The sequence below is a fragment of the Microbacterium sp. Root322 genome, assembly GCF_001425645.1.
GTDB classification, from domain to species: domain Bacteria; phylum Actinomycetota; class Actinomycetes; order Actinomycetales; family Microbacteriaceae; genus Microbacterium; species Microbacterium maritypicum.
Map to the genome: position 1 here is coordinate 652562 of NZ_LMCS01000003.1, position 22363 is coordinate 674924.

Genomic DNA, 22363 nt, shown 5'->3' on the forward strand with positions numbered 1-22363 from the left:
AGGAGATCCCCATGAAGGTTCGTGCATCCCTCAAGTCCCTGAAGAATCAGCCGGGCGCCCAAGTGGTGCGCCGCCAGGGCAGAGTGTTCGTCATCAACAAGCTCAACCCGCGCTTCAAGGGGCGACAGGGCTGAGTGCGACGCGAAAGGGCCCGGCGGAATGATCCGCCGGGCCCTTTCGTTGTGCGCCTCGTCGACGTGATCGCGACGGTGCCGAACGGATGAGACGGGGCGTCTCAGATCTGGGCGAGCTGTGCGAGGAACTCGTCGGCCATCGCCACCTGGCTCGCGAGCTTCGCGCGACGAGCGCCGGCCTCGTCGCGGAGCGCGCTGAGTCTTGCGCGCAGCTGCTCATCCTCGGGTGCGTCGACCAGGGCGTCGACGACGTCGAGGAGCGCCCGCATCTCGTCCAGCGAGTAGCCCAAGGGTTTCATCCGTCGCACGATCATGAGTCGTGCGACGTCCCTCGGCGTGTAGAGCCGGAACCCGCCCTCCGTGCGACCGGAGGGAATCACCAGTCCGACGTCCTCATAGTGGCGAAGCGTGCGGAACGACAGGGAAGTCTGTTCGGCCACTTCGCCGATGCGCATAGTCTGCACGTTCTCCACTGATCCGCCTTCGTCAATTCGTCAGCAAACCTCACGTTACGTTAGAGTCTGCGAGTGTGCCCCTTCGGCATCCCCATTCTTCCGCGTCGAGCTGTTCGGCGCCTGCGTGTCCGCGCGCGTATCGCCGCTCGTTCGCGAGCCCGACTCAGGAGAGCACATTGACTGCTGTCACTCCCGCCAGGGACAGCGCATCGCGCTATCGGATCGAACCCACCGTGCTGCAGGCGCTGCGCAGCCCCAGGCTGCTCACTCGCGAGGTCCTCGCTGGCCTCGTCGTCGCATTGGCGCTGATCCCCGAGGCGATCGCCTTCTCGATCATCGCCGGCGTCGACCCCCGGGTGGGTCTGTTCTCCTCCTTCGTGATGGCCGTGGCCATCGCGTTCCTCGGTGGCCGTCCGGCGATGATCACCGCGGCGACGGGGGCCATCGCACTCGTGATCGCCCCGGTGGCCCGAGAGCACGGGATGGACTACTTCATCGCCACGGTGCTGCTGGGTGGGCTGATCCAGATCGTGCTGGCCCTCCTCGGCGTCGCCAAGCTCATGCGGTTCATTCCTCGCTCGGTCATGGTGGGCTTCGTGAACGCGCTCGCGATCCTCATCTTCACCGCTCAGCTGCCCCAGCTGTTCGACGTGCCGTGGCTGGTGTACCCGCTGGTCGCCGTGGGGCTGGCGATCCTGTTCCTGATGCCGCGCATCACGAAGGTGGTCCCGGCTCCGCTGGTGACGATCGTGCTGCTGACAGCGGCCGTCGTGGTGTTCGGATGGAGCGTGCCGAACGTGGGTGACCAGGGTGAGCTTCCGCAGAGTCTGCCCGAACTCTTCATCCCGGAGGTGCCATTGACCCTGGAGACACTCGGGATCATCGGCCCGTTCGCTCTCGCCATGGCGGTCGTCGGCCTGCTCGAGTCGCTCATGACGGCCAAGCTGGTCGATGACATCACGGACACCCACTCCCGCAAGACGCGCGAGGCGTGGGGCCAGGGCGTGGCGAACGTGCTCTCCGGTGCCTTCGGCGGAATGGGCGGATGCGCGATGATCGGCCAGACGATGATCAACGTGAAGGCCTCGGGCGCGCGCACGCGCATCTCGACGTTCCTCGCCGGTGTCTTCCTCCTCGTCCTTGTTCTCGCGCTCGGCGACGTGGTGGCGATCATCCCGATGGCGGCGCTGGTGGCTGTGATGATCCTCGTTTCCGTCGCGACCTTCGACTGGCACAGCATCCGCCCCTCGACGTTGCGTCGGATGCCGAAGAGCGAGACGGCCGTCATGCTCATCACTGTCATCGCGACGGTGTGGACGCACAACCTCGCTATCGGCGTCATCCTCGGAGTGCTCGCCGCGATGGTGATGTTCGCCCGACGGGTCGCACACTTCGTCACCGTTACGCGCACTGTGGTGGACGAGGAGGGGATCGCTGCCGCTCGCTACGAAGTCGTCGGGGAGCTGTTCTTCGCGTCGAGCAACGACCTGACGACCCAATTCGCGTACGCGGAAGATCCGGACCGGGTCGTCGTCGACATGACCCGGTCGCACATCTGGGACGCCTCGACCGTTGCTGCTCTCGATGCCGTCGTCACCAAGTACGAGCGCCTCGGCAAGTCCGTCACGATCCATGGCCTCAACGACACCGCGGCGGCGTTCCGTCAACGGCTCACGGGCAATCTTGGGACAGGGCACTAGCAGGCGGCAAGGTGACGAACAGGTGAACTCCTCCGTCGGAGATTGCAGGGGGTATCGATGAGTGTCAATATAGACACATGTCGATTCAACAGGTTGAGCTGGTCATCATCGGGTCCGGCCCTGCGGGGTACACCGCGGCCGTGTATGCGGCGCGCGCGGGTCTTTCCCCTGTGGTGCTCGCCGGGTCCGTGACCGCGGGCGGCGCGCTGATGACCACGACCGAGGTCGAGAACTTCCCCGGGTTCGTCGATGGCGTGCAGGGGCCCGAGCTGATGGAGTCGATGCGCGCGCAGGCGGAGCGCTTCGGAGCCCGCATCCGTCTCGATGACGCGGTCCTGGTCGACCTCGACGGCCCCCTCAAGACCGTGGAGACGGGCTCCGGTGAGACCTTCCTCGCTCGCGCCGTCATCCTGACGATGGGCTCCGCCTACCGGAAACTCGGCATCGCGGATGAGGAGAGACTCACCGGCCGCGGCGTCTCGTGGTGCGCCACCTGCGACGGCTTCTTCTTCCGCGAGCAGGAGATCGTCGTCGTCGGCGGAGGGGACTCCGCGATGGAGGAGGCGCTGTTCCTCACCCGCTTCGCCTCGAAGGTCACCGTGGTGCACCGTCGGGGTGAGTTCAGGGCCTCGAAGATCATGGCGCAGCGCGTGCTCGACCACCCCAAGATCGAGATCGCGTGGAACAGCGAGGTCGCAGGCCTCATCGGTGCGGAGAAGGTGGAGGCGGTGGAACTGCGCGACACCGTGACCGGTGCCGAACGGAAGCTGCCGGCTACGGGAGTCTTCGTCGCGATCGGGCACGATCCGCGCTCCGAGATCGTCGCTGGACTCGTCGACACGGATACCGACGGCTACGTGCTCGTCGAGCACCCCTCCACTCGCACGAACGTGTCGGGAGTCTTCGCCGCCGGCGATCTGGTCGACCACACCTACCGCCAGGCGATCACCGCCGCAGGCACCGGATGTGCTGCAGCGCAGGATGCGCAGCACTACCTCGCGGCTCTCGACGAGGCAGAGCCCGTCATCGCCGAGAAGCGGGAGGCGCTCCTCGCATGAGCACCGCGACCGTACCCACCACCGCTCCTTCCGCGCGCCGCCTGTCGACCCTCGACCGGTGGCTGCCGCTCTGGATCGGCCTGGCCATGATCGGCGGCATCGTCATCGGCCGCTTCATCCCCGGCGTCTCCGACCTCCTGGCCCGCCTCGAGGTCGGTGGAATCTCCATCCCCATCGCCCTCGGCCTGCTGGTGATGATGTACCCGGTGCTCGCGAAGGTCCGCTACGACAAGGTCGCCGCCGTCACCGGCGACAAGAAGCTGCTGCTCTCGTCGCTGGCGCTCAACTGGCTCGTGGGCCCTGCGCTGATGTTCGCCCTCGCGTGGGCGTTCCTGCCCGACCTGCCCGAATACCGCACGGGCCTCATCATCGTGGGGCTCGCGCGCTGCATCGCCATGGTCGTCATCTGGAACGACCTGGCCTGCGGCGACCGCGAGGCCGCGGCCGTGCTCGTCGCTATCAACTCGGTCTTCCAGGTCATCGCCTTCTCGATGCTCGGCTGGTTCTACCTCACCGTCCTCCCGGGTTGGCTCGGACTCGACTCACAAGGGTTGGACATCTCGATCGGACAGATCGCGCTGAACGTCCTGATCTTCCTCGGCATCCCCCTCGTCGCGGGATTCGCCTCCCGCTTCATCGGGGAGCGTACGAAAGGACGCGACTGGTACGAAGAGAAGTTCCTTCCGAAGATCGGTCCGTGGGCGCTCTACGGCCTGCTGTTCACCATCGTGCTGCTGTTCGCCCTGCAGGGTGAGCAGGTCACGAGTCGTCCGTGGGATGTCGCCCGGATCGCACTCCCGCTGCTGGCGTACTTCGCGATCATGTGGTTCGTCGGCCTGTTCACCGGCAAGGCGCTCGGCCTCGGATACGCACGATCGTCGACCCTGGCGTTCACCGCCGCCGGCAACAACTTCGAGCTCGCGATCGCCGTCGCCATCGGCACGTTCGGTGCGACATCCGGCCAGGCCCTCGCCGGAGTCGTCGGCCCGCTGATCGAAGTCCCGGTGCTGGTCGGGCTCGTCTACGTCTCGCTCTGGGCCGCCCGGCGCTGGTTCCACACCGACCCGTACACCGCTGAGAGGATCTCGTCATGAATGTCACCCCGACGACCGCAGACGACACCTGCAGTCCCGTCGCGACGCATGCGATCGGGCAGGAGGCTGCCTCCTCGGTTGCTGCGACGTTGAAGGCTCTGTCGGATCCGCTGCGGCTGCGGATGCTGTCGGCCATCGCGTCCGACCCGCGCGGAGAATCGTGCGTGTGCGACCTCGCCGAGCTCGCCGAGGTGTCGCAGCCGACCGTGTCCCACCACCTCAAGGTGCTCAAAGACGTCGATGTCCTCACCTCCGAGCGGCGAGGAACCTGGGTCTGGTACCGGATCACCCCGGGCCGGCGCCGCGCGGTCACGGCATTGCTGGACTCGTTCGCACCCGCGACGGTCGCGCCCTGGAGCGTCTCCGCCGACGACGAGGGGCGGCGCCCCGACTTCGACGCGCGCGTCACCCGTCTCGCCCAGGAGCTTGCCGCGGAGGTTCCGGAGCTGGATTCCGACGTCGTGCTCACGACCGTCCGCGAGTCGTACACGGCGCTCGCGCGCAGCGCCCGCGTCACCTCCGCTCTCGTGCCGCTCACGGAGCGCTTCGCGCGTCAGCGCCTCGCCGACCTCACCCGCGATCGTGATGCCGCGGTCCCGCAGGTGCTCTTCGTCTGCGTCGCCAACGCGGGGCGGTCGCAGCTCGCCGCCGCGCTCGTCAACAAGCTGGCGGCCGGCAAGGTCGTGGCTCGCTCGGCAGGATCGGCCCCCGCCGACGTCATCCACCCGCACGTCCGCTCGATCCTCGCGGAGATCGAAGGCGACCTGGCCGCCGAGCGCTTCCCGAAGCCCCTCACCGACGACGCCGTGCGTGCGGCCGACGTCGTCATCACCATGGGGTGCGGCGACGTCTGCCCGATCATCCCCGGCGTCCGCTACGACGACTGGGCCGTCGGCGATCCCGCCCTCGCTTCGCGGGAGGGCGTCGAAGCCATCCGCGACGACATCGCCGCACGCGTGCGCGCGCTCGTCGACGACCTTCTTCCCTGACCACATCTCTCACCAGGAGTCTCCATGACCGACACGACCACCACGCCCTCCGTCCTCTTCGTCTGCGTGCACAACGCCGGACGCTCCCAGATGGCCGCCGGATTCCTTCGCGACATCGCTGGCGACCGCATCGAGGTCCGCTCGGCCGGCTCCATGCCCGCCGACCAGATCAACCCCACCGCCGTCGAAGCGATGCAGGAACTCGGCATCGACATCACAGCCGAGCAGCCCAAGGTGCTCACGACCGAGGCCGTGCAGGCGTCGGATGTGGTGATCACGATGGGCTGCGGCGACGCGTGCCCGTTCTTCCCCGGCAAGCGCTACGAGGACTGGAAGCTCGAGGACCCGGCCGGCCAGGGGATCGACGCCGTGCGGCCGATCCGCGACGACATCCGGGCGCGCATCGAGCAGCTGGTAAGCGAACTGCTCTGACCACAGGCGACGGCGCGGCGGCTCGTGATCTCACGCGCCGCCGCGCCGCCCCACGGCTCAGCGCTTCAGGTTCGTGAGCTCCTGCAGCACCTCGTCGCTGGTGGTGATGATGCGGGCGTTCGCCTGGAAGCCGCGCTGCGCGACGATCAGGTTGGTGAACTCCTGCGACAGGTCGACGTTGGACATCTCGAGCGCGCCGCTGATGATGCCGCCCAGGCCGTCGGTGCCCGCCTGCCCGAGCGTCGGCTCGCCGGAGTTGCCGCTCGGGCGGTACTGCGAGGAGCCGGCCTTCTCGAGTCCTCCCGGGTTGACGAACCCTGCCAGGGCGACGCGGGCGAGCACCTCGGTGTCGCCGTTGCTGAAGGTGCCGACGAGGCTGCCGTCGTTCATCAGCGCGTACGAGCTCAGCGTGCCGGCCGGCTTGCCGTTCTGCTCCTTGATCGCGACGTCGCTGACATCCGCGAACCCGGTGACGGCGGAGAGGTCGACCGTGACACCGCCGGAGACGATGGAGGAGGCCGCCGCCTGCTTGCCGTCGGTGAACGTGAGGGCGGTGTTCGTGCCGCCCGGCTCGGTGACGCTCCAGCCCGTGGCGGTGCGGGTGAAGGTGAGGCGCAGCGACGTGGCCGTACCCTCGGCGTCGTAGGTCTTGATGTCGCGCACCAGCTGCTCGCCGACCGCTGCCCCGGAGGGCAGGTTGCCGGTGACGCGGGCGGTGGTGGTCGCGGTGGCGGGGCTCAGCGCGCCGACAGGCAGCCGGATGTCGCCGATGCCCTGACCCGGGACGATCACTCCGTTCTGGGCCGTCCAGCCCTGCACGAGCGCGCCGTCTGCGGAGACCAGCTTGCCGCTGGCGTCGAACGAGAACCCGCCGTTGCGGGTGTACAGGGTCTCGCCGCCCGAGCGGACAACGAAGAAGCCGTCGCCCGCGATCATGAGGTTGGTCGGCACACCGGTGGGCTGCGGCGCCCCGGAGGCGAAGTTCGTGCTGATGCCGGCGACCTGCACGCCGAGACCGACCTGGGCGGGGTTCTGACCGCCGACGGCCTGCTGCGGCATCATCGAGTTGCGCACGAGCTGCGAGAGCGAATCCTGGAACTGCACGGCCGAGGCCTTGAAGCCGGTGGTGTTGACGTTGGCGATGTTGTTGCCGGTGACGTCGAGCATGGTCTGGTGCGAACGCAGACCCGAGATACCTGCGAACAGAGAGCGGAGCATGGTGATGCCTTTCTGGAAGGGACTGGTCAGGACTGCGAACGGGGAGCGAGGGAGACGCCGGAGACGGCGTCGAGAGGGATGGATGCGTCGCCGATGGTGACGAGCGGGACAGCGCCGGCGTAGGAGACCGAGGTGACGATGCCCTTCTGGGTGACGCCCTTCTCATCGACGTACTGCGCTTCGTGGCCGATCAGCGCGGCGGCCGTCTGGCGCATGCTGAGCGCGAAGCTCTCGGTCGAGGTCGCCGTGAGCGCGGTGAGCTGCTCCATCGAGGCCAGCTGGGTGGTCTGCGAGATCATCTCGTTGGTGTTCATGGGCGAGCTCGGGTCCTGATTGGTCAGCTGGGTCACCAGGAGTTTCAGGAAGACCTCCGAGTCGAGCGTCTTCTTGCGCTCGGTCGGGGGCGTCGTGCTGCCCGTCTGCACTCCGGAGGGCGGGATGGTGCCGGAGATGGGGTCGACCGTGGTCATGGATTCCTCTCGGATCAGGCGAAGACGTCGATGCCGCCGTGCGGCGAGATGAGGGGGACGGGGGATGCCGGATCGGTCGGCGATGTCAGGTCGGTGGACGCTCTGTCACCGGACGAGGGATGTGCTGCGTCTCGGCCTCTCGCGTCGGCGGCTCCCGGCTCACCGCTGTTCGTTCCGGTCGTGGCACCGTTCGAGGAGCCGGTCCCGCCTCCGGCGCTGTTGTGGGCGGAGTGCTGCGGGTTCGAGGATGCGGGCCCGTCGTCCGAGGTCGACAGCAGGAGCGAGGCCTGCGGTGCCGCGGCTGCGAGGTCGCGGCGCAGGTCGACGAGGATCGCACGCAGCGCCTCGCGACCGAGGTCGTTCGGGGCGTGCAGCTCGATGTGGATGGCCCCACCCGAGATGTGCGCGCGCACCGTCACAGGACCGAGGTTCTCCGGCGACACCGTCAGGGTGAGGCTGTGGTCTCCGTCCGGAGCCTGCGCGAGCGAGATCACGGGTGCAGTGATCTGCGGGAGCAGTGCCGGCCGTGGGGCGGCGGCAGCGGCCGGGGCTGCGGCGGCGACGGGCGTCGGCGGAGGAGTGCTGCCGACGGCCGCGGGCGGGACGGGCGCGTCACCGGTGGAGGCCGAGGCCGCGCGGGCGGGAGCGGACGCAGAGATCGCGGGCGCCGGGGTCGTCGGGGCGTCCGGGGAGAGTGCGGGAGGCACCGCGTCCGTCTCTTGTGCTCCTGCGTGAGCGCTCGGGACGGGGCCGCTCGGCGCTCCTGCGACGACGGGGATCCCGCTGATCGGACCACTGCTGACGCCGATGCGGGAGGCCGTCGAGGCAGTCCGGGGCAGGGCCGGCTCCGCCGTGCCGAGCACGCCCGTCGCCGTGGGCCCGGCGGAGTGCGAAGCAGCAGGGGTCGGGGCATCGAGGGCGGAAGTCGTCGTCGTCGCGAGCGGGAGGCTTCTCGTCGTCTCGGAGACCGCGGGCTGGGCGGGGGCAGTCTCGACGGGGCTGGCCGGTGCGGTCGTTCCCGCGACAGCGGCAGGTGCTCCGATCGAACCGGCGGATGCGGCGGACTCCGCTGCCACGACCGTGACCGCTCCCTCGGGGGCATCCGCCGCATCGGCACTCTGTGGGGCCGGTATCGCCGCGGCGGGCACCTCGCCTGTGGCGTCGCCGATCACGACCGCGCTCACGGGGAGCACGAGAGTCGGCTCGGGCAGGGGAACGATCGCCGGCGGGATGTTCGTGGCCGGGGTGGAGGGAGCAGCGGGGGCGGCATCCGCGGTGTCGCCTTCCGTCGATGCTCCGGCGAACGTCCCCTCCGCGGCGTCGGCGTCGACGCGCGAGGCGTCCAGGATCACATCGGCGAAGGCCGCGGCCCCCGGCGTGATCTGCCGGGAGGGCGAGGGGGGAGCCGCTGCGCGCTGGACACGCGGATCGAGCAGGTCCACGATGCCGAGAGATGTCATGCCTGGCCCTCCGCACGGATGCGCGAACCGATCTCATCGAGCTCCGCCTGCTCGGCCCGCAGCTCGGCCGTCCGCACCTGCAGGGCGTGCGCCTGGGAGAGACGGTCGAGTCCGCGCATCGCCCTCCTCGCCTCCGCGTGCTCCGTTCGGGCCAGATCGACCGTCTGCTCCTGCAGCTCCGAGATGGTCGTGAGATCGGCCAGAAGGGTTCTGCCGGCCACTCTGGCTGCGGCGAGGGCGGCGAGGGAGCGCACATCGACGGCCTCGCTCCCGACGCCCGACAGGTGCGCGCGCAGCGACCGGTCGCGGGCCTCGGTGTGCTGGGCGTCGATCACCGCGCGGGAGAGCCGCTGGGCGGCCGCGCGCTCCTGGATCTCGCGCACGCGCAGGAGTCCGGCCAGGGAGAAGGACCGCGTCATGACACTCCTTCGAAGGAGGCGACGAGATCGTCGAGTCGGCGCCACGATTCGCCGATCTCGCTCGTCTCGTCGAGGGGCTGGGTGAGGAAGGCGCTGATCGCCCTCTCGTGGGCGATCGCCGCGTCGATGCGGGAGTCCGCTCCGGGCTGATAGGCGCCGATGTCGATCAGGTCGTTCGCACGAAGACGGGCCGCGAGCACGGCTCGGAGCGTGGCGGCGTGCGCTCTGCGCTCGGGGGCGGTGACCTTGCCGGCCACCCTCGACACGGAGCCGAGCACGTCGATCGCCGGATGGTGGCCCGACAGCGCGAGTGCGCGATCGAGCACGACGTGGCCGTCGAGGATCGACCTGACGGTGTCGGCGATCGGCTCGTTGTGGTCGTCGCCGTCGACGAGCACGGTATAGATGCCGGTGATCGAGCCGCGCGTGTCCGTGCCCGCCCGTTCGAGCAGTCCCGCCAGGAGCGAGAACGTGGAAGGAGGATAGCCGCGGGTGGCAGGAGGCTCCCCGGCCGAGAGCCCGATCTCGCGCTGTGCCATCGCCACGCGGGTCAGCGAGTCCATCATGAGGATGGCGTGGGCCCCGTCGTCGCGGAAGGCCTCGGCGATCCTCGTGGCGGTGTACGCCGCACGGATGCGCGCCATGGCCGGCTGGTCCGATGTCGAGACCACGACGACGGAGCGGGCGAGCCCTTCCGGTCCCAGGTCGTCTTCGATGAACTCGCGCACCTCGCGACCGCGCTCGCCGACGAGGGCGATCACGGTGACCTCCGCCTCGGTGCCGCGCGCGATCATCGACAGCAGGGAGGACTTTCCGACCCCTGATCCGGCGAAGAGTCCGACACGTTGGCCGCGGCCCACGCTGACGAGCGTGTCCAGGGCCCGCACGCCCAGCGGAAGCGGTGAGTCGATCCGGTCGCGGCCCATGATCGACGGCGGCGCGTGGTCGAGGCTCACCGGGACGGCGCCCGTCAGCGGTCCCTTTCCATCGATCGGCCGGCCGAGGCCGTCGAGGACCCGTCCGAGCAGAGCAGCACCGGTCGGTACACGCAGCGCCCCTCCGCGTGACCGCACGGGGGCGCCGACCGTGAGACCTGCGACGGGGGCGAGCGGCATGCAGCGCAGTCCACCCTCGCCGATCGCCACGACTTCGGCATCCACGCCGTCGAGTGCCACGACGTCGCCGACCGCGCCCTCGAGGCCGCGCACCTGCACGCTCAGTCCGCGCACCTGCGACACCTCGCCGATGCGCTCCGGCCGCACCGCTTCGCGCACCGCCGCCCAGACACTCATGCGCCGACCACGGCGTGGCGGGCGCGCTCGAGCGCGCCCGCGACACGGGCATCGATGCGACCGTGGGCCAGGACCGCGACGGCGTCGCCCCGGTCGAGGGTGTCGTCGGCGACGAGGGCGATCCCGGCGAGATCGTCGGCGGATTCGCGGAGTGTGCGCAGGTCGTCCGGGTGCAGTCGCACCTCGCGGATCTCGGCGGGGTCGGCGCCGGAGAGAGCGCGCCGGGCGGCGACCGCGGCGGAGGCTCCGGCGTCGGAGAGCTCGCCGACGACGATCAGCTCGGCGAGCTCGATCGCACAGCGCACCACCTGGTCGTGCGCGGCGGTGGTCAGCTCGCGTTCCCGATCGCCCAGCGAACGTGCGGCCGCGTGCAGCGCCGCCACAGCGTTCTCGAGCTCCCGAGCCGCAGCCGCCTCGCGGGCGGTCCTGGCCTCTTCCGCCGTGCGCTGCGCGACCTCGGCCTCGGCGCGGCCGGCACGGAAGCCCTCCGCGTGTCCGTCGGCATAGCCGCGCATCCGCGCCCTGGCATGCTCCTCGCCGCCCTCGCGTCCGTCGAGACGCGGGAACAGCACCGGCGAGAACGCGTCAGTAGACATACTCGTCCTCGTCGGCGCGTTGCACCGTGATGTCCCCGGCCGCCTCGAGCGCGCGGATCGTGCGGACGATCTCGGCTCTGGCCTCTTCGACCTGCGACACGCGCACGGGGCCGAGCGTGCGGGCCTCCTCGTCGAGGTTCTCCCTGTTGCGCTCGGAGACGTTGCGGCGGATGAGGTCGGCGATCGGCTGGTGCGCGCCCTTCAGTGCCAGCGCGAGCGAGCGGATGTCCATGCCCCGCAGCACGCGCTGGGTGTCGCGGTCGTCGAGCTTGACGATGTCGGCGAAGGTGAACATGCGCGAGCGGATGTCCTCCGCGAGCGCGCTGTCCCTGTCTTCGATGCTCGCCAGCAGCGCCTTCTCGACCGTGGCTCCCGAACGGGCGATGATCTCGACCAGAGGCTCCACCCCGCCCAGCACCTCGGGGGTGTCGCGTGCGGCGAAGGTCCCGGTCCGAGCCTTGAGCGCATCGGCCACGATCGCGATCGCCTCCTGCGACGCAGTCCCCATCGTCGCGATCGCGTGGGCGACGTCGGTGCGCGTGGGGTCGGGAAGCGCGGCCAGGACCGCTGCGGCGCGGTCGGTCGGCAGGTGGGCGAGCACGAGGGCGACCGTCTGCGGGAGCTCGCCGTCCAGCAGCGTCGCCAGCTGCGCAGGGTCGGCGGAGCCGAGGAACTCGAAGGAGGAGTTCATCGAGGACGAACCGACCCGGCCCAGCACGGCAGCCGCGCGCTCGGCGCCGAACGTCGCCTCCAGCAGCCCCGCGGCGATGTCGCGGCCGCCACGGGCCGGTGGCAGGTGTCCGGAGGCGATCCGGTGGAATTGCCCGAGAGCCTGCGCGGTGGTCGCCGCATCCAGGTTCTGCAGGTCGATGATCTCGGCGGCGACGGCCTCCGCCTCGGACTCGGAGAGGTGCTTCATCACCTCGATGGCCTGTGCGCGATCGAGGTTCATGAGCACGACGGCCGCCGTCTGCCGATCGGTCAGTCCGGTCATACCTGCTGCCTGTCGTCGATGAGGGTGCGCAGCAGGTCGGCGGTGCGCTTCGGGTCCTGCCGGGTGAGGGAGTCGATCTCCGCGCGGCGGCGCTCGAGACTCACCTGCGCGGGCTCGGGCGCCGGCTCCGGTTCGGGGTCGGGTGCCGTCTCGAGGAACGCCAGCGGCGTGGTCGGCGACTGATCGATCGCCGCGGTCGCCCCGGCGTCGAGGGCGGAGAGCGCGGGCGGGCGGGCGCCGAAGAGCTGCTCGAACTCGCTGTCGGCGCTGCTGCGTCGGCGGGCACGCATGATCAGGGCGGCGAGGGCGGCGAGCAGCGGGATGGCGATCGCGGCGGCGATGATGAGGGTGTTCAGCAGCACGGCCTGGCGTTCGGCGCCCTCGGCGTCCTTCGCAGCCTGGAGGGCGGCCTGCGCCGCTTCGGAGCTGGTCTGGTTGAACGACACGAGCTCGACGGCGATCGAGTCGCCGCGGTCGGTGTCGATCCCGGCCGCGGTCTCGACGAGGTCGCTCAGCTGCGCCGTGCTCAGATCGCCGCCCGCCCCCGCATCGACCGCGACCGAGACCGACTGACGAAGCAGGGATCCGGCCGGCGTGGAGGTGCTCTGCGTGCTCTTGTTGACCGCGTTGGTCTTCGACGTCTCCGTGGATTCGGAGGTGCCGTCGCCGTCGGCCGACGGAACCGCGATGTTGTCGGGGCCGAGCACTCCGGCATTCGAACTGGAGCCGTTCTGCGTGTCGGTCCTGGTCTGCTCGGTGAGCGGGGGAGCGCCCTCGGCCGGGGTGTAGGTCTCTTCGACGCGCTCGTTGACGGAGTGGTCGATCTCGGCGACGACGGTCACCTTGGCGTTGCCCGGTCCGACGACGGTGTCGAGCATCTGCTGCACGTTCGCCGTCACGCGGGCCTCGTAGTCGCTCGCCTGCTGGTCGATGCCGCCGGTGGTCCCGACTCCCGCGGCCGAGAGGGTCTGACCGCTCTGGTCCACGACGGCGACGTTCTCCGGCTTCATGCCGCTCACCGCTGCGGAGGTCAGGTGCACGATCGCCTCGACCTGCTTCGGCGAGAGCGTCGAGCTGCCGGAGGTCTCCACGAACACGGAGGCGGTGGGGTCGACGGTCTCAGAGACGAAGACGCTCTCCTCGGGGATCGCGAGCTGGACCGATGCCGCCGTCACGCCCTTGATCGATGAGATCGTCGCGGCGAGTTCCCCCTCGATCGCGCGCTTGAAGGTCACGGACTGCTGGAACTCGCTCGTGGTGACGCCCATCTTGTCCAGCAGCGAGTAGCCGCCGGAGCTGCTGCCGGGGAGCCCTGCCGACGCGGCGGCGAGTCGCTGGTCGTAGACGTCCTTCTCGGGGACGAGCACCGTCGCACCGCCGTCGGCCAGCTCGTAGGGCACCGACGAGGACCGCAGCTGCTCGACCACGGCATTCGCATCCGAGGCGCTCATCCCGGAGAACAGCGGCGTGTACGTCGGGCGGCTGAGCCAGCTGGAGAGGGCGACGATCCCGAGCGCGAGCACGGCGACGCCGATGATGGCGATCGTGCGCTGCGCGAGCGAGAAGCCCGCGATCACGCGCCCGATCCGCTGGAACACGTTGGTGACGGCCTGGGGCATCAGGCTTGCATCCGCATGATCTCGTTGAACGCGTCGACGCCCTTGTTGCGCACGGCGGCGACGAGTTCGAGGGTGACCGCCGCGCGGGAGGACGCGATCATCGCGGAGTGGATGTCATCGAGGTCGCCGGTGACCGCGGCGACCTTGAGCGTGTCCGACTCGGACTGCAGCGACCTCAGCTCGTCGATGGCACCGGTCACGCTGCTCGCGAAGGCGCTGTCGTCGGTGGCCTTCGCCGATGCGGGGGCGGGCGCGGCGAGCGTGAACCCGGAGGAGACGGCTTCGATGCCGGCGAGTGAGGCCATCAGCTGCGTCCGATCTGCAGGGCGGATTCGTAGGAGTTGCGTGCGCGGTCCACGATGGCCGCGCTGGCCTGGTAGCCGCGCTGGGCGAGGATGAGCTGGCTCATCTGGTCACCGAGATCGATGTCGGGGTAGCGCACGTAGCCGTCCGCGTCTGCGAGGGGATGGTCGGGCTGGTGCACGAGGCGTCCCTGCGCGCTGCCCTGCGCGGTGCCGGCCACGTAGACGCCGGGGGACTGATCGCTCGTCTGGGCGAGGATGTACCGGGCGCGGAACGCCGCACCGTCGCTCGGAGCGGCGGTGTTGATGTTGGCGATGTTGTCGCTGATGGCGTCGAGCCATTTGCGGTGCACCGTCAGTCCGGTGCCGGCGATGCCGATCGCGTCGAAGGTCATGAGGTCCTCATCGCGGTGCGCATCGATGTGAACGAGCCGTTCACGGCCTGCGTCGCGAACTGGTAGCGCAGCATCGTGTCGATGCTGGAAAGCGTCTCGGTGTCGAGGTTGACGTTGTTGCCGTTCAGGCGTGTGGGCTCGAGCGAGGTGCCGACCGTCGCCGCGACCCGACCGTCGCCCGCATCGATCGAGCGTGCGAGCGCCTCTTCGAACTGCACACGCTTGGCGTGGTAGTTCGGGGTGTTGATGTTGGCGATGTTGTCGGAGATCGCGCGCTGGCGCTGCGCGAGGCCGTCGAGCGCGCTCGTCAGCGCGTTGATGGTCACAGAATCGAACACGAACCGGCTCCCCGTGTGTGGCTGGTGTGGCCGATCCATGGCCGAGTCTTGCGAGCCATCCGTGCTCTCCCTGCTCTATCGGCAGGATCTTCCGCGATGTTAGAGAGCGGTCTCACCCGTCGACGTCGAGATAGGCGGGCTCCTCCGGGCGGCGGGTGCTCGGGATCCGGCTCACGGCGCCCAGGTGCTGACGCAGGCCGTCGAGGTCGGCCCGTGTGCGCTCCATCGCCGCACGCTGGAGGTCGACGACGTGCCTGGCGCGGTCGGCGAGAGCGGGGGGCAGCGGTGTGGTCGGCGGGGTCCACGGGGCGATGTCGGTGTCGGCAGCGGTGCCGGGGGCGGCGGCGAGGATCCGTCCGGCGTCCTGTTCGAGCCGGTCGAGCATCGCGGTCCACTCGTCGAGGCTCATGATCGCGCCTCGGCGACCGTGCGGGCGGCCTCGTGCCACGCCTCCCGCAGCGGGGCGATGATCTCATGACAGGCGCGCGTGCGCTCGGGGTCGCGACCGATGTTCGCTCCGATGAGGGTCTGCGAGAGGAACACGTACAGCGAGCGCAGGCCGGCGCTGCCGCTCCACTCGTCGGTGAGCGATGACGACAGTTCCGAGACGATCGCCTGTGCGTGCTGGAGCTGGGCGTTGGCCTCCTCCCAGTCCTCGGAGCGCTGTGCACTCTCCCCGCGCTCGATGTCGAGCAGGAGACGGTCGTAGAGCATCGTCACCAGGCGCTCGGGCGGTGCGGACAGCACGGCGTCGTCGCGGTAGCGCTGTTGGGCACGCAGGGCGGCGTTCATGCTCACTTCCCCGAGTTCGAGCTCGAGCCCGGCAGGGCGGCGATCTGCGACGACAGGTACGAGGACTGCGACTGCAGCTGCGACAGCATGACCTCGAGGCGTGCGTAGGTGCGCTCGAGGGTCGACTTGCGCTGCGCGAGACGCACGTCCCACCGCTCCATCTGCTCGCCGAGACCCTTGACCTCGCTCTCCTGCCCGGTGATGCGTGTGGTGAGCAGGCCGTCGTACTTGTCGAAGTAGACCTTCGAGGTGTCCTGCACACGCGAGGCGATGTCGGAGAACAACCCGGCGACGGCGTCCGGATCCTTCGCGAGCGCCTCGGCGAACTTCTCCTCATCGAAGCTCAGCACGCCGTACATGTCGGTCGAGATGCCGATCGTCGAGGGGGAGACACCGTTCACCGGGTGCTGGACCGCGTCGGCGAGGGCCGTTCGGAGCCCACGGACCGCGCTGTCGCCGGTGAAGACGCCCAGCGTGGTCTTGTCTCCCTGCTTGGCGGCGACGGTGGCCTTCGAGCCGTTGTCGATGCGGGTCAGGATGTCCTTGACCGCGGCGATGAAGTCGGCGGAGGCCTTGGTGCGCGCAGCGGTGTCGACCGCGACGCCGATGGTGACGGGGGCGGTCGAGACTGCGGAGACGGTCACGTCGACACCGTCGAACAGGTCGGTGAAGGTGTTGCTCGATGAGGTCAGCACCTGCTCGGCGCTGGTGCCGGCCCACAGTCGCACCTGGGCGTCGGCGCCGACATCGATAACGGCTGCTCCCACTTCGGTGGAGATGTCGGAGGCGGTGCCCGCCGCGACGGCGGCGATGTCTGCGCTGTAGGCGCGGAACTGTCCGGCTTCTCCGGAATCGGCGGCGCGCAGTTGCAGGCGGTGCTGCATGTTCCCGGCAGCATCGCGCCCGGCGGGAACGGCGGTGGCGACGATCCCGAAGCCGGCTTCGTTCACCGCACGTGCGACGTCCTGCATCGAGGAGGAGTCGGCCGTCACCTGCCGGCGCTCGCCCTTCGCGTTCTCCAGGGTGATCACGGGAGGGTCTGCGGGCCAGCCGGTGGAGACGGCGGAGACGATGGTGTGGTTCTTGGCGACCTTGTCGACGACGATGTCGGCGGAGAGCGCCGCGGCGCCGGTGCGGGTGGCGACGGTGACGGTGGGGGACGACGACGTGGTCGTGAAGCGGGCCAGCCCGTCGCGCGTCGCGGCCTTCTCTGCAGCCGTGGCGAGGTTCTGCACCGCGGTGTTCAGCGTCCGGAGCTGGGTGACGACGCCGTTCTTGTCGTCCATCTTCGCCTTGAGCAGCGAACGGGGGATGGCCGCGACATCCATCAGCGCCTTGATGACCTCGGTGGTCTTCAGGCCGGAGACGAGTCCGTCGAGCGAGAGGGACATGATCGCCTTTCCGTGTCGGGGGCGGACAGGGTCCGGGCGCCGGTGGGCGTCCGGACCCTATGGCGTGGTTCAGCGCAGGAGCTGGAGCACGCCCTGGTTGGCCTGGTTGGCCTGGGCCAGCATCGCCGTACCTGCCTGGGACAGGATGTTCTTCGACGTGAACTTGACCATCTCGGACGCCATGTCGGTGTCGCGGATCCGGCTCTCGGCGGCGGCGAGGTTCTCCGCCGACACGTTGAGGCTGTTGATGGTCGACTCGAAGCGGTTCTGCAGCGCACCGTAGCCGGCACGTGCGGTCGAGACCGCCTGGATCTGCGTGTCGATACCGGCCAGCGCGGTGCCGTACGTCGCTGCGTCCGTCATGGTCGCCGCGAGCGTCTTGATGTCGGCGCCGAGGGTGGCGAAGTCGGTCAGGGCGACCGAGATCTGGTCCTCGGCGGCGACGGAGCCCGCACCGACCTGGAACGTCAGCGTGTCGCCGCCCGAGAGCAGCTTGATGCCGTTGAAGTTCGTGCTGCCGGCGATCCGGGTGAGCTCATCACCGAGGGTGTTGATCTCCTTCTGGATCGCGTCGCGCGACTTCGCGTTGTTCGAGTCGTTCGCACCCTGAGCGGTCAGGTCGCGAACGCGCTGCAGGATCGAGTGGACCTCGGTCAGGGCGCCTTCCGCGGTCTGGATGACCGAGATGCCGTCCTGGGCGTTGCGTGCCGCGACGTTCAGACCGTTGACCTGCGAGCGCAGGCCCTCGGAGATCGCGAGGCCCGCCGCGTCGTCGGCCGCGCGGTTGATGCGGAAGCCGCTGGAGAGCTTCTCGAGCGACTTCGACACGTCGTTCTGCGTGTTGGACAGGTTGCGGTAGGCGTTGAGTGCCGACACGTTCGTGCTGATCTGCATACCCATAAGGGTTCTCCTCCGTGAATGGTGTTGTGCGGGAGACCATCCGTGGTCTCCCGGTCACACCTATCGGCGGAGAGTGCGCTCGCGTTAGCCGTTCGCGCGGGGAATCGGTTCAGACGGCGGCCGATTCGCGGAAGGCGCCGGCGATCCGGGAACCGGCGCCCTCGGCGATCCGGGTGAAGTACGCCTCGCGGGCGGCGAGGGAGACCCGGGTCGTGGCAGCCGGTGTCGACCCCTCGGCGAAGTATCGATCCAGGGCGTCGCGCAGGAGTCGGATCGCCTCCGAACGCTGCTGCGACACCGCGGAGTGCGTCACCCCCAGCTCCTCGGCGATCTCCTTGACGGGGCGTTCGTCGAAGTAGACGGCCAGCACGATGCGGCGCATGCGCTCGGGAAGGGCGGCGACGGCCTGTTCGAGCACTTCGCGCCGTTCGCCGACCAGTGCCGATTCCTCGGGGAGGGGGATCTCCGCGGCGACATCACGTGCCGAAGGCTCATCGAGCGTCGTCAGGGTCCTGGCGGCATCGCCGAGCGCTTCGATCACGACGTCCTTCGGCACGCCCATCGCCGTGGCGACCTCGGCGGCCGTCGCCGTCCTGCCGAAGCCCGCGGTCAGGGCGTCGCGCACGGCGACGGTCTCCTTGATGCGCTTGCGGATGCCGCGCGACGCCCAGTCCATCGAGCGCATCTCGTCGGCGAACGCCCCGAGGATGCGGCGACGGGCGTAGGCGCCGAAGGGCACGCCGAGTTCGGGGTCGAAGGCTTCGGCGGCGGTCACGAGCGCGAGGGCTCCGACGGCGGCGAGTTCGTCGCGGGGGATGTGGGTGGCTCGGGAGTGGGTCTCGGCGGCGAGGTATCCGACCAGAGGGAGGTTGCTCTCGATGAGCAGATTGCGCTCAGCGCGCGACGACATGGGGGATGATCCACCTCTCTGGATGCACTCCGGAAGTTCCAAGGAGAAGGACAGATGCATATATCACACTTATTGTGATCTGTACATGGGGAGAACTGCCCATCGCCGTTCCACATAGTAACGTTAGGCGAGCGCTGGCCGATAGTGACCTTTGGCCGCGTTGCCAGGCGTGGCGATCACTGGGGAAAAGGGGATCATGGGAGCCAACGAACTATCGATACAGCTGTGGCGCGAGCGTGAACTGCTCGAGATGCTGCTGTTCAAGCTCGACGAGCAGCAGCTGCTTCTCGCCGCCGGCCGATCCCAGTGGATCCAGTTTGCCGCGCGGGAGATCGATCAGGTCCTCGACAGGCTGCGCGGCGCGGGACTCGCCCGCACCGTCGAGGTCGCAACCGTCGCGGAGGAGTGGGGGGCTCCCGAGGCCTCGACCATTCGCGAACTGATCGAGCACGCGCCCGAAGGGGCATGGCAGGAGGTCTTCGCCGACCATCTGCGTGCGCTCACCAAGCTCGCCGCCGAGGTCGAGCAGATGCGCGACGCCAACGCGGAGCAGCTCAGCGGAGTGCTCCGCGCCACGCAGGAGACGATCGCCGCACTCGGGCACGACACCGGCGAGTACACGACCAAGGGTGACCGCGCCCGCGACGACGCCGCGCGCATCATCGACACCGAGATGTGACCGAGAGGGGATCATGTCGACCTTCAGTGGACTGAACACGGCGGCCAGCGCCCTGGCCGCCGCGCGGCGCGGGATGGACGTGGTCGGGCAGAACATCGCCAACCAGAAGACCGAGGGGTACACGCGGCAGCGCGTGACGACCTCGGCGGTCGCCGCGATCGCCCAGACCGGACGGTTCAGCGTCGGCGCCCTGCCCGGGCACGGCGTCTCGATCGACGGCGTCGCGCGACTCGGCGACGCGCTGCTCGATGCCAGGGTGCGCGACGCCCTCGGCGCCTCGGGCTACTGGTCCACCAGGGCGGTCGCGGCGACCACCGTCGAGGCATCGCTGGCCGAGCCCACCGCGAACGGGCTCGCAGCCCGGCTGTCGAAGTTCTGGTCCGGCTGGCAGGATCTCGCGAACACCCCGGATTCGGGGGCCGCGGCATCGAGCATCCTGGAATCGGCGAAGGAGCTCGCCTCCCACATCGCCGGCGGATACCGCAACGTCGCCACGCAGTGGACCAACGCGCGTGACTCCGCCGACCGCACGGTCTCGCAGGTGAATGCGACCGCCGACCAGATCGCGGTGCTCAACGACGAGATCCGCGACGCCCTCGCCTCCGGCCGCTCGGCGAACGAGCTGATGGACCAGCGCAGCGTCCTCGCGCAGAACGTCGCCAGGATGTCGGGCGCGGCGGCCACGATCGAGAGCGACGGCACCATGACCGTCCGCCTCGGCGGCAACGCACTGGTCTCCGGTTCCGATTCCCGTCATCTCGTGCTCACGGGGCCGGCGTCCATCGACTCGGGCCAGCGCTTCAGCCTCTCCTGGGCATCCGCGCCCGATCTTCCCGTCTCGATCGACGGCGGCGAGCTCGGCGCTTCGCTCTCGGTTCTCGCGCCGGCAGCCGACGGCGGTATGCTCGCGGGACTCGCGGCGACCTACGACAGGGTGGCGACGGCGCTCGCCGAGGCGATGAACACCCAGCACCGCGCGGGTGTGACCTCCACGGGCCAGGCCGGCGGGGACTTCTTCACCGTCCCGGGCACCGGGTCGGCAGCGCTCGGTCTCCAGGTCGCCGTCGCCACGGCGGCCGAGCTCGCACTCGCCGCACCGGGGGCGGGACCGCTGGATGCGACGAATGCCGACCTGATCTCCCAGATCGGCCGGCGTGCAGGCTCTCCCGATGCGCTCTGGTCCGATCAGGTCACCCGGTTCGGGGTCGCGACCGCGGCCGATGTGCAGCGCGCGAAGCTCTCCGATTCCGCAGCGGTCGCCGCCGTCGGTGCACAGCAGTCGGTCGCCGCCGTCGACGGCGACGAGGAGACGATCAGCCTGCTCACCTACCAGACCGCCTACCAGGCCGCAGCCCGAGTGATGACCGCGGTGGATGAGGCGCTCGACGTTCTCATCAACCGCACGGGTCTCGTCGGACGCTGAGCGAAGGAGCCTCATGATCTCTCGAGTGACCTCGTCCGCGATGACGCAGACGGCCATGCGCCAACTGCAGTCCAACCTCTCCGAGCTGGCGCGTCTGCAGGAGCAGGCGACATCCCAGCGTGCGTTCGCCGCTCCGTCGGACGACCCCGCAGCAGCCGCTGCGGCCCTCGCGCTGCATGCCGAGCAGCGCCGCACCGAGCAGTACGCCCGCAACATCGACGACGGTCTGGCCTGGGTCACCGCGGCTGACACCGCGATCACCGCGAGCACGGCCCTGCTGGGGCGGATTCGCGACCTGACCGCCCAGGGCGCGAACGACGGCGCTCTCGACGCCACCGCCAAGGAGGCCCTGGCGGTCGAGCTCGAAGGCATCGGCAAGGAGCTCCTCGCCCAGGCGAACACCCGGCTACTCGGCCGCTCTGTGTTCGCCGGCACTTCCGACACAGCGGCCTTCGCCGCGGACTACAGCCACAGCGGTGTGCCGGGAGCCGAGGTCACCCGCCGTGTCTCCGATGCGGCATCCGTCCGTGTCGACACCGACGGTGCCGCGGCCTTCGGCACCGGAGACGACTCGGTCTTCGCGCTCGTGGACAAGATCGTCGCCGACCTCCGCTCCGGCACGAACGTCGGTCCCCGTCTGGGAGAGATCGACAGCCGCCGCACGGCCATGCTCGGTGTGCAGGGCTCGGTGGGAACCAGACAGTCGCAGATCGAACGCGCCAAGGAGGCGGCAGTGCACAATTCCGTGTCCCTCGAGTCCCGCAGGACGGCGGTGGAGGACGTCGATTCGATCGAGGTGCTCGTGCGCCTGCAGGCGCAGGAGCTCGTGTACCGCTCCGCGCTCGCGGTGAATGCGCGCGTGCTCCAGCCCTCACTCATGGACTTCCTCCGATGACCGCCGCACTGACCTTCCTCGCCCCGCCGCCCGGACTCGCCCCCCACGTCGATTTCGCCCTGACCCCCGTCGACGGTGCCGACGGGCTGTTCTCGCTGCGGGCCGTGGACGACGCCGAGCTGCGTCTGTATCTGGTGGATCCTCGAACGGTGCTGAGCGCGTACGCGCCGACCCTCACCGACGAGCAGGCAGACGGTCTGGCGCTCGCATCGCCGGATGACGCGCTGATCCTCGTCGTCGCCCATCCGTCCGCCGAGGGCGTGAGCGTGAACCTCCTCGCCCCCGTGATCGTGAACCAGACGACGGGAGCCGCCTCGCAGGTGATCCTCGAGGATCAGGACTACCCGCTGCGCGCTCCGCTCGGCTGAGCCCGGGGCCTCCGGCGCCTGCGGGGAGCTCCCTCGCGGG

Annotated in this window: 27 protein-coding genes; 10 read left to right on the forward strand and 17 right to left on the reverse strand. The window is 69.6% G+C overall.

What is annotated here, in order from left to right; all coding sequences use genetic code 11:
• The first annotated feature begins 11 nt into the window (after positions 1-11).
• Positions 12-134, forward strand: a complete 123-nt coding sequence (gene ykgO / locus ASC55_RS15530) for a type B 50S ribosomal protein L36 (protein ID WP_055877309.1) — start codon at positions 12-14, stop codon at positions 132-134.
• 101 nt (positions 135-235) lie between these two features.
• On the opposite strand, the gene ASC55_RS15535 is transcribed toward ykgO, so the two are convergent.
• Complete coding sequence (locus tag ASC55_RS15535) at positions 236-589, reverse strand: MerR family transcriptional regulator (RefSeq protein WP_055877311.1); 354 nt, start codon at positions 587-589, stop codon at positions 236-238.
• A gap of 176 nt (positions 590-765) precedes the next feature.
• Between ASC55_RS15535 and ASC55_RS15540 the strand changes: the two genes are divergently transcribed.
• The 5 genes from ASC55_RS15540 (at position 766) to ASC55_RS15560 (ending at position 5862) form a co-directional block, all read left to right on the forward strand.
• Positions 766-2289 carry a SulP family inorganic anion transporter gene (locus tag ASC55_RS15540; RefSeq protein ID WP_055877315.1) on the forward strand — a complete coding sequence of 508 codons (1524 nt, stop codon included), beginning with the start codon at positions 766-768 and terminating at the stop codon, positions 2287-2289.
• Positions 2290-2366: 77 nt separating this feature from the next.
• Positions 2367-3347 (forward strand): thioredoxin-disulfide reductase, encoded by a 981-nt coding sequence (gene trxB / locus ASC55_RS15545; protein ID WP_055877319.1) that lies wholly within the window; start codon positions 2367-2369, stop codon positions 3345-3347.
• On the forward strand, positions 3344-4441 hold the full coding sequence (arsB, locus tag ASC55_RS15550) for an ACR3 family arsenite efflux transporter (RefSeq protein WP_055877321.1): 1098 nt from the start codon (positions 3344-3346) through the stop codon (positions 4439-4441). The genes trxB and arsB overlap by 4 nt, the downstream gene beginning before the upstream one ends.
• Positions 4438-5430, forward strand: coding sequence for a metalloregulator ArsR/SmtB family transcription factor (locus tag ASC55_RS15555; protein WP_055877324.1), 993 nt, complete (start codon positions 4438-4440; stop codon positions 5428-5430). The genes arsB and ASC55_RS15555 overlap by 4 nt, the downstream gene beginning before the upstream one ends.
• 24 nt (positions 5431-5454) lie before the next feature.
• Positions 5455-5862, forward strand: a complete 408-nt coding sequence (locus ASC55_RS15560; RefSeq protein WP_055877327.1) for an arsenate reductase ArsC — start codon at positions 5455-5457, stop codon at positions 5860-5862.
• Between the two features lie 57 nt (positions 5863-5919).
• Here the strand turns inward: ASC55_RS15560 and ASC55_RS15565 are convergent, their stop codons facing one another.
• The 16 genes from ASC55_RS15565 to ASC55_RS15640 form a co-directional block, all read right to left on the reverse strand.
• Positions 5920-7080, reverse strand: coding sequence for a flagellar hook protein FlgE (locus tag ASC55_RS15565; protein WP_055870310.1), 1161 nt, complete (start codon positions 7078-7080; stop codon positions 5920-5922).
• A gap of 26 nt (positions 7081-7106) precedes the next feature.
• On the reverse strand, positions 7107-7550 hold the full coding sequence (locus ASC55_RS15570; RefSeq protein WP_055870313.1) for a flagellar hook assembly protein FlgD: 444 nt from the start codon (positions 7548-7550) through the stop codon (positions 7107-7109).
• Between the two features lie 14 nt (positions 7551-7564).
• Entirely contained in the window at positions 7565-9010 is a 1446-nt protein-coding gene (locus tag ASC55_RS15575; protein ID WP_055877330.1) for a flagellar hook-length control protein FliK, read from the reverse strand.
• Complete coding sequence (locus ASC55_RS15580; RefSeq protein ID WP_055877333.1) at positions 9007-9429, reverse strand: flagellar FliJ family protein; 423 nt, start codon at positions 9427-9429, stop codon at positions 9007-9009. The genes ASC55_RS15575 and ASC55_RS15580 overlap by 4 nt, the downstream gene beginning before the upstream one ends.
• Positions 9426-10721, reverse strand: a complete 1296-nt coding sequence (locus ASC55_RS15585; RefSeq protein WP_055877335.1) for a FliI/YscN family ATPase — start codon at positions 10719-10721, stop codon at positions 9426-9428. The genes ASC55_RS15580 and ASC55_RS15585 overlap by 4 nt, the downstream gene beginning before the upstream one ends.
• On the reverse strand, positions 10718-11317 hold the full coding sequence (locus ASC55_RS15590; RefSeq protein WP_082524384.1) for a FliH/SctL family protein: 600 nt from the start codon (positions 11315-11317) through the stop codon (positions 10718-10720). The genes ASC55_RS15585 and ASC55_RS15590 overlap by 4 nt, the downstream gene beginning before the upstream one ends.
• The gene (gene fliG, locus ASC55_RS15595) at positions 11307-12311 is read right to left on the reverse strand and encodes a flagellar motor switch protein FliG (protein ID WP_017828247.1); all 1005 of its coding nucleotides are present in this window, start codon (positions 12309-12311) and stop codon (positions 11307-11309) included. The genes ASC55_RS15590 and fliG overlap by 11 nt, the downstream gene beginning before the upstream one ends.
• On the reverse strand, positions 12308-13930 hold the full coding sequence (gene fliF / locus ASC55_RS15600) for a flagellar basal-body MS-ring/collar protein FliF (protein ID WP_055877340.1): 1623 nt from the start codon (positions 13928-13930) through the stop codon (positions 12308-12310). The genes fliG and fliF overlap by 4 nt, the downstream gene beginning before the upstream one ends.
• Positions 13930-14235: a flagellar hook-basal body complex protein FliE gene (gene fliE, locus ASC55_RS15605; RefSeq protein ID WP_055877343.1), complete on the reverse strand. Its 306-nt coding sequence runs from the start codon at positions 14233-14235 to the stop codon at positions 13930-13932. Before fliE ends, fliF begins: the two co-directional genes overlap by 1 nt.
• A complete protein-coding gene (locus ASC55_RS15610) occupies positions 14235-14627 on the reverse strand; it encodes a flagellar basal body rod protein FlgC (protein WP_017828250.1) in 393 nt (130 codons plus the stop codon). The genes fliE and ASC55_RS15610 overlap by 1 nt, the downstream gene beginning before the upstream one ends.
• Positions 14624-14965, reverse strand: a complete 342-nt coding sequence (locus ASC55_RS15615; RefSeq protein WP_017828251.1) for a flagellar basal body rod protein FlgB — start codon at positions 14963-14965, stop codon at positions 14624-14626. Before ASC55_RS15615 ends, ASC55_RS15610 begins: the two co-directional genes overlap by 4 nt.
• Positions 14966-15077: 112 nt before the next feature.
• Positions 15078-15374 (reverse strand): hypothetical protein, encoded by a 297-nt coding sequence (locus tag ASC55_RS15620; protein WP_055877346.1) that lies wholly within the window; start codon positions 15372-15374, stop codon positions 15078-15080.
• A complete protein-coding gene (gene fliS, locus ASC55_RS15625; protein WP_017828253.1) occupies positions 15371-15757 on the reverse strand; it encodes a flagellar export chaperone FliS in 387 nt (128 codons plus the stop codon). The genes ASC55_RS15620 and fliS overlap by 4 nt, the downstream gene beginning before the upstream one ends.
• A 2-nt stretch (positions 15758-15759) precedes the next feature.
• Positions 15760-17148, reverse strand: coding sequence for a flagellar filament capping protein FliD (fliD, locus tag ASC55_RS15630; RefSeq protein WP_055877349.1), 1389 nt, complete (start codon positions 17146-17148; stop codon positions 15760-15762).
• Between the two features lie 69 nt (positions 17149-17217).
• Positions 17218-18048 (reverse strand): flagellin N-terminal helical domain-containing protein, encoded by an 831-nt coding sequence (locus ASC55_RS15635; RefSeq protein WP_017828255.1) that lies wholly within the window; start codon positions 18046-18048, stop codon positions 17218-17220.
• Between the two features lie 109 nt (positions 18049-18157).
• Positions 18158-18958 carry a sigma-70 family RNA polymerase sigma factor gene (locus tag ASC55_RS15640; RefSeq protein ID WP_055870352.1) on the reverse strand — a complete coding sequence of 267 codons (801 nt, stop codon included), beginning with the start codon at positions 18956-18958 and terminating at the stop codon, positions 18158-18160.
• Between the two features lie 196 nt (positions 18959-19154).
• Between ASC55_RS15640 and flgN the strand changes: the two genes are divergently transcribed.
• The 4 genes from flgN to ASC55_RS15660 are packed head-to-tail and all read left to right on the forward strand — an operon-like array spanning position 19155 to position 22323.
• Positions 19155-19637, forward strand: coding sequence for a flagellar export chaperone FlgN (flgN, locus tag ASC55_RS15645; RefSeq protein WP_055870359.1), 483 nt, complete (start codon positions 19155-19157; stop codon positions 19635-19637).
• Positions 19638-19650: 13 nt separating this feature from the next.
• Positions 19651-21060, forward strand: coding sequence for a flagellar hook-associated protein FlgK (gene flgK, locus ASC55_RS15650; RefSeq protein WP_055877352.1), 1410 nt, complete (start codon positions 19651-19653; stop codon positions 21058-21060).
• A gap of 13 nt (positions 21061-21073) precedes the next feature.
• Positions 21074-21955 (forward strand): flagellin N-terminal helical domain-containing protein, encoded by an 882-nt coding sequence (locus ASC55_RS15655; RefSeq protein ID WP_055877355.1) that lies wholly within the window; start codon positions 21074-21076, stop codon positions 21953-21955.
• Positions 21952-22323, forward strand: a complete 372-nt coding sequence (locus ASC55_RS15660) for a flagellar assembly protein FliW (protein WP_055870369.1) — start codon at positions 21952-21954, stop codon at positions 22321-22323. Before ASC55_RS15655 ends, ASC55_RS15660 begins: the two co-directional genes overlap by 4 nt.
• Positions 22324-22363: the final 40 nt, after the last annotated feature.

Excerpts from the sequence above, each read along its gene's own strand:
- ASC55_RS15620 (WP_055877346.1), bottom strand. The coding sequence starts at position 15,374 with ATGAGCCTCGACGAGTGGACCGCGATGCTCGACCGGCTCGAACAGGAC.
- ASC55_RS15570 (WP_055870313.1), bottom strand. The coding sequence starts at position 7,550 with ATGACCACGGTCGACCCCATCTCCGGCACCATCCCGCCCTCCGGAGTG.
- ASC55_RS15565 (WP_055870310.1), bottom strand. The coding sequence starts at position 7,080 with ATGCTCCGCTCTCTGTTCGCAGGTATCTCGGGTCTGCGTTCGCACCAG.
- ASC55_RS15575 (WP_055877330.1), bottom strand. The coding sequence starts at position 9,010 with ATGACATCTCTCGGCATCGTGGACCTGCTCGATCCGCGTGTCCAGCGC.
- ASC55_RS15535 (WP_055877311.1), bottom strand. The coding sequence starts at position 589 with ATGCGCATCGGCGAAGTGGCCGAACAGACTTCCCTGTCGTTCCGCACG.
- fliD (WP_055877349.1), bottom strand. The coding sequence starts at position 17,148 with ATGTCCCTCTCGCTCGACGGACTCGTCTCCGGCCTGAAGACCACCGAG.
- ASC55_RS15610 (WP_017828250.1), bottom strand. The coding sequence starts at position 14,627 with ATGACCTTCGACGCGATCGGCATCGCCGGCACCGGACTGACGGTGCAC.
- flgK (WP_055877352.1), top strand. The coding sequence starts at position 19,651 with ATGTCGACCTTCAGTGGACTGAACACGGCGGCCAGCGCCCTGGCCGCC.
- ASC55_RS15640 (WP_055870352.1), bottom strand. The coding sequence starts at position 18,958 with ATGTCGTCGCGCGCTGAGCGCAATCTGCTCATCGAGAGCAACCTCCCT.
- ASC55_RS15555 (WP_055877324.1), top strand. The coding sequence starts at position 4,438 with ATGAATGTCACCCCGACGACCGCAGACGACACCTGCAGTCCCGTCGCG.
- arsB (WP_055877321.1), top strand. The coding sequence starts at position 3,344 with ATGAGCACCGCGACCGTACCCACCACCGCTCCTTCCGCGCGCCGCCTG.
- flgN (WP_055870359.1), top strand. The coding sequence starts at position 19,155 with ATGGGAGCCAACGAACTATCGATACAGCTGTGGCGCGAGCGTGAACTG.
- ykgO (WP_055877309.1), top strand. The coding sequence starts at position 12 with ATGAAGGTTCGTGCATCCCTCAAGTCCCTGAAGAATCAGCCGGGCGCC.
- ASC55_RS15655 (WP_055877355.1), top strand. The coding sequence starts at position 21,074 with ATGATCTCTCGAGTGACCTCGTCCGCGATGACGCAGACGGCCATGCGC.
- fliG (WP_017828247.1), bottom strand. The coding sequence starts at position 12,311 with ATGACCGGACTGACCGATCGGCAGACGGCGGCCGTCGTGCTCATGAAC.
- trxB (WP_055877319.1), top strand. The coding sequence starts at position 2,367 with ATGTCGATTCAACAGGTTGAGCTGGTCATCATCGGGTCCGGCCCTGCG.
- fliS (WP_017828253.1), bottom strand. The coding sequence starts at position 15,757 with ATGAACGCCGCCCTGCGTGCCCAACAGCGCTACCGCGACGACGCCGTG.
- fliE (WP_055877343.1), bottom strand. The coding sequence starts at position 14,235 with ATGGCCTCACTCGCCGGCATCGAAGCCGTCTCCTCCGGGTTCACGCTC.
- ASC55_RS15635 (WP_017828255.1), bottom strand. The coding sequence starts at position 18,048 with ATGGGTATGCAGATCAGCACGAACGTGTCGGCACTCAACGCCTACCGC.
- ASC55_RS15560 (WP_055877327.1), top strand. The coding sequence starts at position 5,455 with ATGACCGACACGACCACCACGCCCTCCGTCCTCTTCGTCTGCGTGCAC.
- fliF (WP_055877340.1), bottom strand. The coding sequence starts at position 13,930 with ATGCCCCAGGCCGTCACCAACGTGTTCCAGCGGATCGGGCGCGTGATC.
- ASC55_RS15660 (WP_055870369.1), top strand. The coding sequence starts at position 21,952 with ATGACCGCCGCACTGACCTTCCTCGCCCCGCCGCCCGGACTCGCCCCC.
- ASC55_RS15585 (WP_055877335.1), bottom strand. The coding sequence starts at position 10,721 with ATGAGTGTCTGGGCGGCGGTGCGCGAAGCGGTGCGGCCGGAGCGCATC.
- ASC55_RS15590 (WP_082524384.1), bottom strand. The coding sequence starts at position 11,317 with ATGTCTACTGACGCGTTCTCGCCGGTGCTGTTCCCGCGTCTCGACGGA.
- ASC55_RS15580 (WP_055877333.1), bottom strand. The coding sequence starts at position 9,429 with ATGACGCGGTCCTTCTCCCTGGCCGGACTCCTGCGCGTGCGCGAGATC.